General features: G+C 66.4%; 7 protein-coding genes. 5 read left to right on the plus strand and 2 right to left on the minus strand.

All coding sequences use genetic code 11. The annotated features are described in order from the left end of the window. The 4 genes from G3N93_RS29740 to G3N93_RS29755 all read left to right on the plus strand — a co-directional run. The coding region (locus G3N93_RS29740) for an amidase family protein (RefSeq protein WP_206134562.1) at positions 1–988 on the plus strand (988 nt) is incomplete at its 5' end. Between the two features lie 4 nt (positions 989–992). After that, on the plus strand, positions 993–2,468 hold the full coding sequence (gene gatB, locus G3N93_RS29745) for an Asp-tRNA(Asn)/Glu-tRNA(Gln) amidotransferase subunit GatB (protein WP_046544181.1): 1,476 nt from the start codon (positions 993–995) through the stop codon (positions 2,466–2,468). 118 nt (positions 2,469–2,586) lie between these two features. Beyond that, the gene (locus G3N93_RS29750; RefSeq protein ID WP_174937419.1) at positions 2,587–3,426 is read left to right on the plus strand and encodes a polyphosphate kinase 2 family protein; all 840 of its coding nucleotides are present in this window, start codon (positions 2,587–2,589) and stop codon (positions 3,424–3,426) included. Positions 3,427–3,467: 41 nt separating this feature from the next. Then, positions 3,468–4,241: an exodeoxyribonuclease III gene (locus G3N93_RS29755; protein WP_011353553.1), complete on the plus strand. Its 774-nt coding sequence runs from the start codon at positions 3,468–3,470 to the stop codon at positions 4,239–4,241. 110 nt (positions 4,242–4,351) lie between these two features. Here G3N93_RS29755 and G3N93_RS29760 read toward each other — a convergent pair whose 3' ends face one another. After that, on the minus strand, positions 4,352–5,404 hold the full coding sequence (locus tag G3N93_RS29760) for an NAD(P)-dependent alcohol dehydrogenase (RefSeq protein ID WP_174937423.1): 1,053 nt from the start codon (positions 5,402–5,404) through the stop codon (positions 4,352–4,354). Positions 5,405–5,631: 227 nt separating this feature from the next. Between G3N93_RS29760 and G3N93_RS29765 the strand changes: the two genes are divergently transcribed. Continuing rightward, positions 5,632–6,588, plus strand: a complete 957-nt coding sequence (locus G3N93_RS29765) for an AraC family transcriptional regulator (RefSeq protein ID WP_174942606.1) — start codon at positions 5,632–5,634, stop codon at positions 6,586–6,588. 64 nt (positions 6,589–6,652) lie between these two features. Here the strand turns inward: G3N93_RS29765 and G3N93_RS29770 are convergent. Then, positions 6,653–7,541: M48 family metallopeptidase (locus tag G3N93_RS29770; RefSeq protein WP_206124286.1), on the minus strand; the 889-nt coding region annotated here is incomplete at its 5' end.

The following is a 7,541-nucleotide window of genomic DNA, read 5'->3' on the forward strand; positions in this document are numbered from 1 at the left end:
TACCGACACCGGCGGCTCGATCCGCCAGCCCGCGTCGTTCGCGGGCGTGACGGGCATCAAGCCGACCTACGGCCGCGTGTCGCGCTACGGGATGATCGCGTTCGCGTCGTCGCTCGACCAGGGCGGCCCGATGGCGCAGAGCGCATCCGACTGCGCGCTGCTGCTGAATGCGATGGCCGGCTTCGACGAGCGCGACTCGACGAGCCTCGAGCGCGACGATGAAGACTTCACGCGCCACCTCGGCCAGCCGTGGGCGGCCGGCAACGATGCGGGCAAGCCGCTCGCGGGCCTGCGCATCGGCCTGCCGAACGAGTATTTCGGCGACGGCCTCGCCGACGACGTGCGCGCGACGATCGACGCGGCCCTGAAGCAGTATGAAGCGCTCGGCGCGACGCTCGTGCCCGTGTCGCTGCCGAAGACGGAACTGTCGATCCCCGTGTACTACGTGATCGCGCCGGCTGAAGCGTCGTCGAACCTGTCGCGTTTCGACGGCGTGCGCTTCGGCCACCGCGCCGCACAGTACGGCGACCTGCTCGACATGTACAAGAAGTCGCGCGCGGAAGGCTTCGGCCCCGAGGTGAAGCGCCGGATCCTGGTCGGCGCGTACGTGCTGTCGCACGGCTACTACGACGCGTACTACCTGCAGGCGCAGAAGATCCGCCGCATCATCGCGAACGATTTCCAGGAAGCGTTCAAGTCCTGCGACGTGATCATGGGCCCGGCGTCGCCGACGGTCGCATGGGATCTCGGCTCGAAGGGCGATGATCCGGTGCAGATGTATCTCGCGGATATCTACACGCTGTCGGTGAGCCTCGCCGGCCTGCCCGGCATGAGCGTGCCGTGCGGCTTCGGCGCGGGCGCGAACGCGAAGCGCCCGGTCGGCCTGCAGATCATCGGCAACTATTTCAACGAAGCCCGGATGCTGCAGGTCGCGGACGCGTTCCAGCGCGCGACCGACTGGCACAAGCAAGTTCCGGCTGGAGCGTAAGCATATGGCAACTCAATGGGAAGTCGTCATCGGTCTCGAGACGCACGCGCAACTGTCGACCGTCTCGAAGATTTTCTCGGGCGCGTCGACGCAGTTCGGCGCCGAGCCGAACACGCAGGCCTGCCCGGTCGACCTGGCGCTGCCGGGCGTGCTGCCGGTGCTGAACCGCGGCGCGGTCGAACGCGCGATCCGCTTCGGCCTCGCGATCGGCTCGACCATCGCGCCGCGCAGCATCTTCGCGCGCAAGAATTATTTCTACCCCGATCTGCCGAAGGGCTATCAGATCAGCCAGTACGAGATTCCGGTCGTGCAGGGCGGCCAGATCACGATCCAGGTGCCCGCCAACGAAAAGGCCGGCAAGGAAGCGTACGAAAAGACGGTCAACCTGACCCGCGCGCACCTCGAGGAAGATGCAGGCAAGTCGCTGCATGAAGACTTCGCCGGGATGACCGGGATCGACCTGAACCGTGCGGGCACGCCGCTGCTCGAGATCGTCACCGAGCCGGAAATGCGCAGCGCGGCCGAGGCCGTGGCCTACGCGAAGGCGCTGCACGGGCTCGTCGTGTGGCTCGGCATCTGCGACGGCAACATGCAGGAAGGCTCGTTCCGCTGCGACGCGAACGTGTCGGTGCGCCCGGTCGGCCAGGAGAAGTTCGGCACGCGCGCGGAAATCAAGAACCTGAACTCGTTCCGGTTCCTCGAGGAAGCGATCAATTTCGAAGTGCGTCGCCAGATCGAACTGATCGAGGACGGCGGCGAAGTCGTGCAGGAAACGCGCCTCTACGATCCGGACAAGCGCGAGACGCGTTCGATGCGCAGCAAGGAAGACGCGCACGACTACCGCTATTTCCCCGACCCCGACCTGATGCCGCTCGTGATCGGCCAGGACTGGATCGAGCGCGTGCAGTCCGGGATGCCCGAGCTGCCGGCCGCGATGCAGCAACGCTTCGCCGACGAATACGGCGTGTCCGCGTACGACGCGGGCGTGCTGACGTCGAGCAAGGCGATGGCCGCGTACTTCGAGGCCGTGGTCGCGAAGGCAGGCACCGCGAATGCGAAGATCGCCGCGAACTGGCTGATGGGCGACGTTTCGTCGCAGCTGAACCGCGACGGCATCGAGATCGACGCGATTCCGGTCTCGGCCGCGCAGCTCGCGCTCGTGCTGCAGCGCATCGCCGACGGCACGATCTCGAACAAGATCGCGAAGGAAATCTTCGCGACGATCTGGGACGAGAAGGCCGACGACGAAGGGGCGGCCGACCGCATCATCGACGCGAAGGGGCTGAAGCAGATCTCCGACACCGGCGCGCTCGAAGCGATCATCGACGAGGTGCTCGCGGCGAACGCGAAGTCGGTCGAGGAATTCCGCGCAGGCAAGGAGAAGGCGTTCAACGCACTGATCGGCCAGGCGATGAAGGCGACCAAGGGCAAGGCCAATCCGCAGCAGGTCAACGAACTGCTGAAGAAGAAGCTCGGCTGAGCATGACCGCGCGCCTGAACCGCGCATGACGACGGGCCGCCCCGATCCAGTTCGGGGCGGCCCGTTGCGTTTGGTGGATGCGTTATCGTATGCACCACAGCGTCCAACGGAGGAACGAATGGCGAAACAACCGTCGCTCGACGATTTCCGCGTGCCGACCAGCACGCGCGAGAAGGAAGCCGCAGCATTCAAGCTCGATGCGTTCGACCCGGCCGCGAAGCCGTTCTCGTCCGGTTCGAAGGACGACGACCGCGAACGGCTGTCGGCCGTGTCGACCGAGCTCGACGTGCAGCAGGAGCGCCTGCACACGCAGCAGAAGAAGCGCGTGCTGCTCGTGCTGCAGGGGATGGATACCAGCGGCAAGGACGGCACCGTGCGCGCGGTGTTCCGCGAGGTCGATCCGCTCGGCCTGCGCGTCGTGCCGTTCAAGGCGCCCACGCCGATCGAGGCCGCGCACGACTTCCTGTGGCGCGTGCATGCGCAGGTGCCGGCCGCGGGCGAGCTCGCGATCTTCAACCGCAGCCACTATGAAGACGTGCTCGTGCCGCGCGTGCTCGACCTGATCGACGCGAAGGAATGCGAGCGCCGCTACCGGCAGATCCGCGATTTCGAGACGATGCTGGTCGAGAACGGCACGACGATCATCAAGTGCTTCCTGCACATCTCGAAGGACGAGCAGCGCGAGCGGCTGCAGGCGCGCATCGACGATCCGACCAAGCACTGGAAGTTCGACATCTCCGATCTCGACGCGCGCAAGCACTGGGACGCGTACCAGTCCGCCTACCGCGACGCGCTTGCCGCGACGTCCGCCGAGCATGCGCCGTGGTACGTGATCCCGGCGAACTCGAAGACGCACCGCAACGTGATGATCGCCGAGCTGCTGCTGCGCACGATGACCGACATGAAGCTGGAATTCCCGCCGCCGAAGCCCGAGCTCGAAGGCGTGAAGATCCGTTAAGCTGCACCCCTGAAAAAACATCGAACTGAACGGAATCCGACATGATGCGAGTGATTACCGCCAACCTGAACGGCATCCGCTCCGCCGCGAAGAAGGGCTTCTTCGAGTGGCTCGGCGAACAGAATGCCGATTGCGTGTGCGTGCAGGAAATCAAGGTCTCGGCCGACGACCTGCCGGCCGAATTCGTCGAGCCGCACGGCTTCAAGAGCTATTTCCACCACGCCGAGAAGAAGGGCTACAGCGGCGCGGGCGTGTACAGCCGCCGCGAGCCCGATGACGTGATCATCGGCTTCGGCAGCAGCGAATTCGACGCCGAGGGGCGTTACGTCGAGGCGCGCTACGGCAAGCTGTCGGTCGTGTCGGTGTACGTGCCGTCCGGCTCGAGCGGCGAAGAGCGCCAGCAGGCGAAGTACCGCTTCATGGACGAGTTCATGCCGCACCTCGCCGCGCTGAAGAAGAAGCGCGAAGTGATCCTGTGCGGCGACGTGAACATCGTCCACAAGGAAATCGACATCAAGAACTGGAAGAGCAACCAGAAGAACTCGGGCTGCCTGCCGGAGGAGCGCGAATGGCTCACGAAGCTGTTCGACGATGTCGGCTATGTCGACGTGTTCCGCACGCTCGACCCGCGCGCCGAGCAGTACACGTGGTGGAGCAACCGCGGCCAGGCGTACGCGAAGAACGTCGGGTGGCGGATCGATTACCAGATCGCGACGCCGGGTGTGGCGGGCACCGCGAAAAGCACGTCGATCTTCAAGGACATCAAGTTCAGCGACCATGCGCCGCTGACGATCGACTACGACTACAAGAAGTGATGTCCCGCGCTACGCCGTGTGCGTAGCGGTCGGATGCAAAAACGGGTCGCATGTCGAACATGCGGCCCGTTTCTTTTGGGGCGGCGATCGTGCATGCCGCCCGGCGGCGCTTACTGCTTGATCGACGCCATGTCGACCACGAAGCGGTACTTCACGTCGCTCTTCAGCATCCGCTCGTAAGCGGCGTTGATCTGCTGCATCGGAATCGTTTCGATATCCGACGTGATCCCGTGCTCCGCGCAGAAGTCGAGCATTTCCTGCGTTTCCGCGATCCCGCCGATCAGCGAGCCCGCGAGGCGGCGGCGCTTGAAGATCAGGTTGAACACCTGCGGCGACGGATGGTCGTGCTCTGGCGCGCCGACCAGCGTCATCGTGCCGTCGCGCTTCAGCAGGTGCAGGAACGGGTTCAGGTCGTGCTGCGCGGCGACCGTGTTCAGGATGAAGTCGAAGCTGTTCAGGTGCGCGTTCATCTGCGCTTCGTCCTTCGAGATCACGACTTCGTGCGCGCCGACCCGCTTGCCGTCCTCGATCTTCGACGGCGACGTGGTGAACAGCACGACGTGCGCCCCCATCGCGCGCGCCAACTTCACGCCCATGTGGCCGAGGCCGCCGAGCCCGACGATGCCGACCTTCTTGCCGGGGCCGACGTTCCACTGCCGCAGCGGCGAGTAGGTCGTGATCCCCGCGCACAGGAGCGGTGCGGCGCCGGCCGGGTCGAGCGTCTCGGGCACGCGCAGCACGAACGCTTCGTCGACGACGAGCTGCGTCGAATAGCCGCCGAACGTGATGTCGCCCGTCACGCGATCCTGGCCGTTGTAGGTGCCGACGAAGCCGTTCTCGCAATATTGCTCGAGGCCGTCGGCGCAGCTTGGGCAGGTGCGGCACGAATCGACGAGGCAGCCGACGCCGACCAGCTCGCCGACCTTGAAGCGCGAAACCTGCGGGCCGGTCGCGGTCACGCGGCCGACGATTTCATGGCCCGGCACGACCGGATAGATCGTGTTGCGCCATTCGTTGCGGGCCTGGTGCAGGTCCGAGTGGCAGACGCCGCAGTAGAGGACGTCGATCTGGACGTCGAGGTCGCGCAGCGCGCGACGCTGGAATTCGAACGGGGCGAGCGGCGACTGCGAATCGGTCGCCGCGTAGGCATAGGTAGTGCTCATGCGATGGGCTCCTTGTCCGGAAAGCATCCGGTGAAACAGACTGCCGTCGCATCATGTGGCGATGCGGCGAGGCAGGACGTCATCGTAAGGAGCGCGGCGCCGCAGTGAAATACACGAAGGTCTGGAAGATTTGCCTATTCCTCTCTAACTGCGTGCAAACAGCCGTCAAAACCCGTTCAAGGTGCTACATTGCGAGCCAGATTCTCTTGCCGGACAGGACCACGCAGATGAGCTTCGAGCCCCTTTTCGCCGATACGGGCGACCGTGTGCAGCGCCGCATGGTCGAGCTGCATACGCGCCTCGCGCCGAACGAGGGCGACACGCTCGCGGCGCTCGACGGCGTGCGCTTCTTCCGCGTGAGCCGTCCCGCGCCGCGTATGCCCGTGCTATACGAACCGAGCATCATCGTCGTGTGCCAGGGGCGCAAGCTCGGTTATCTCGGCGACCGTTCGTTCGTCTACGACGCGCAGCAGTACCTCGTGCTGTCGGTGCCGCTGCCGTTCGAATGCGAAACCTTCGCGAGCATGGACGAGCCGTTTCTCGCGATCTCGATCCGCGTCGATCTCGCGGTGATCGCCGAGCTCGCGATCCTGCTCGACGAGACGCTCGGCGCGGCCGTCGGCGAACCGCTCGGCATCGATTCGACGCCGCTCGACGCACCGCTGGCCGATGCGGTCGTGCGATTGCTCGAAGCGCTCGCGTCGCCGCACGACACGCGCGTGCTGGGCCCCGCGATCATGCGCGAGATCGCGTATCGGGTGCTGACGGGCGAGCAGGGCGACGCGATTCGCGCGGCGCTCGTCCAGCAGCATCACTTCGGCCGCATCGCGAAGGCGTTGCGGCGCATTCACGCCGACCTGAGGACCGATCTCGACGTCGAGACGCTCGCACGCGAGGCCGGGATGAGCCTCGCGGTGTTCCATGCGCAGTTCAAGCACGTGACGGCGACGTCGCCGATGCAGTACGTGAAGGCCGCGCGGCTGCACCAGGCGCGGCTGATGATGGTGCAGGACGGAGTCGGCGCCGGCACGGCGGCCGCGCGCGTCGGCTATGCGAGCGCGTCGCAGTTCAGCCGCGAGTTCAAGCGGCTGTTCGGCCGCAGCCCGGGGGACGAGGTGCGCTGGATGCGCGAGAGCGGAAGCCGGCCGGTTGGCGATCGGGCGGCGATCGACCTGACGACCTGAGCGAACGGCGGCGCGCAGCGGTGGTGCCACGCGTGGGGAAGCGGTGTGCAGCGCTGCCGCGTGCTCAGCGCCGCACGACCTTGCGACGCTGCGCGCTGATGCCCGCGTAATCGGGCAGCGTGTCGACGCGCTTGCCCACGGCCTTCGCGTACAGCGGCATGAGATCCGGCAGGCGGTTCAGCAGATCCTGGCGGCGGGCGGTGCTGTACGGGTGCGTATAGATGAAGCCGGTCGCCTTGTTCCCGCGTGTCGCGACCGCGAGCTTGTCCCACAGCGTGATCGCCGCGCGCGGATCGAAGCCCGCGCGGGCGGCGATGTCGCCGCCGATCACGTCGGCTTCGGTCTCGTCGGTCGCGTTGTAGTGGAGCGCCTGCAGGCGATCGCCGAGGTTCAGTGCCTGCGGCAGCGGCTCGCCGACGCCGAACAGCGGCGGCAGTGCGGCCGCGCGCAGCGACGTCTGCGAGGTCGCGCTGAAGTTGCTGCGTGCGTGTTCGCGCAGCGCATGTGCGATGCCGTGCGCGAGCAGCACGCCGAGCTCGTCGTCGTTCAGGCGGACGCGGTCGAGCAGGCCGCCGTACACGAGCACCTTGCCGCCCGGCAGGCAGGTCAGGCGAATGTCGCGCGAGCGGATCGCATTGACGTCCCACGCCCAGTTCTTCACGCGGTCGTTCCATTTCACCGAATACGGCGCGAGCTTCGCGACGATCGCGCGCAGGCGCTTCACGCGCGGCTGGTTCGCGGGCAGCAGGCTGTTGCTGTCGGCGGCCGCCTGCACGATCTGCGCGTATTCGTTCGCGGTGAGCTGCTCGAGCAGCGGTGACGGAATCAGCGTGCGGAAGGCAATGGCGTCGCCATAACGGACCTGCTGCGGCGTCTGCGCATAAGCCTTCGTCGATGCGGCGCCGCCGGTCGGTTGCGCGGGTTCGGCGGCGGCCGGCTGGGCGGGGGCGGCG

The organism is Burkholderia sp. Se-20378, from assembly GCF_017104665.1.
Taxonomy (GTDB): Bacteria; Pseudomonadota; Gammaproteobacteria; order Burkholderiales; family Burkholderiaceae; genus Burkholderia; species Burkholderia lata.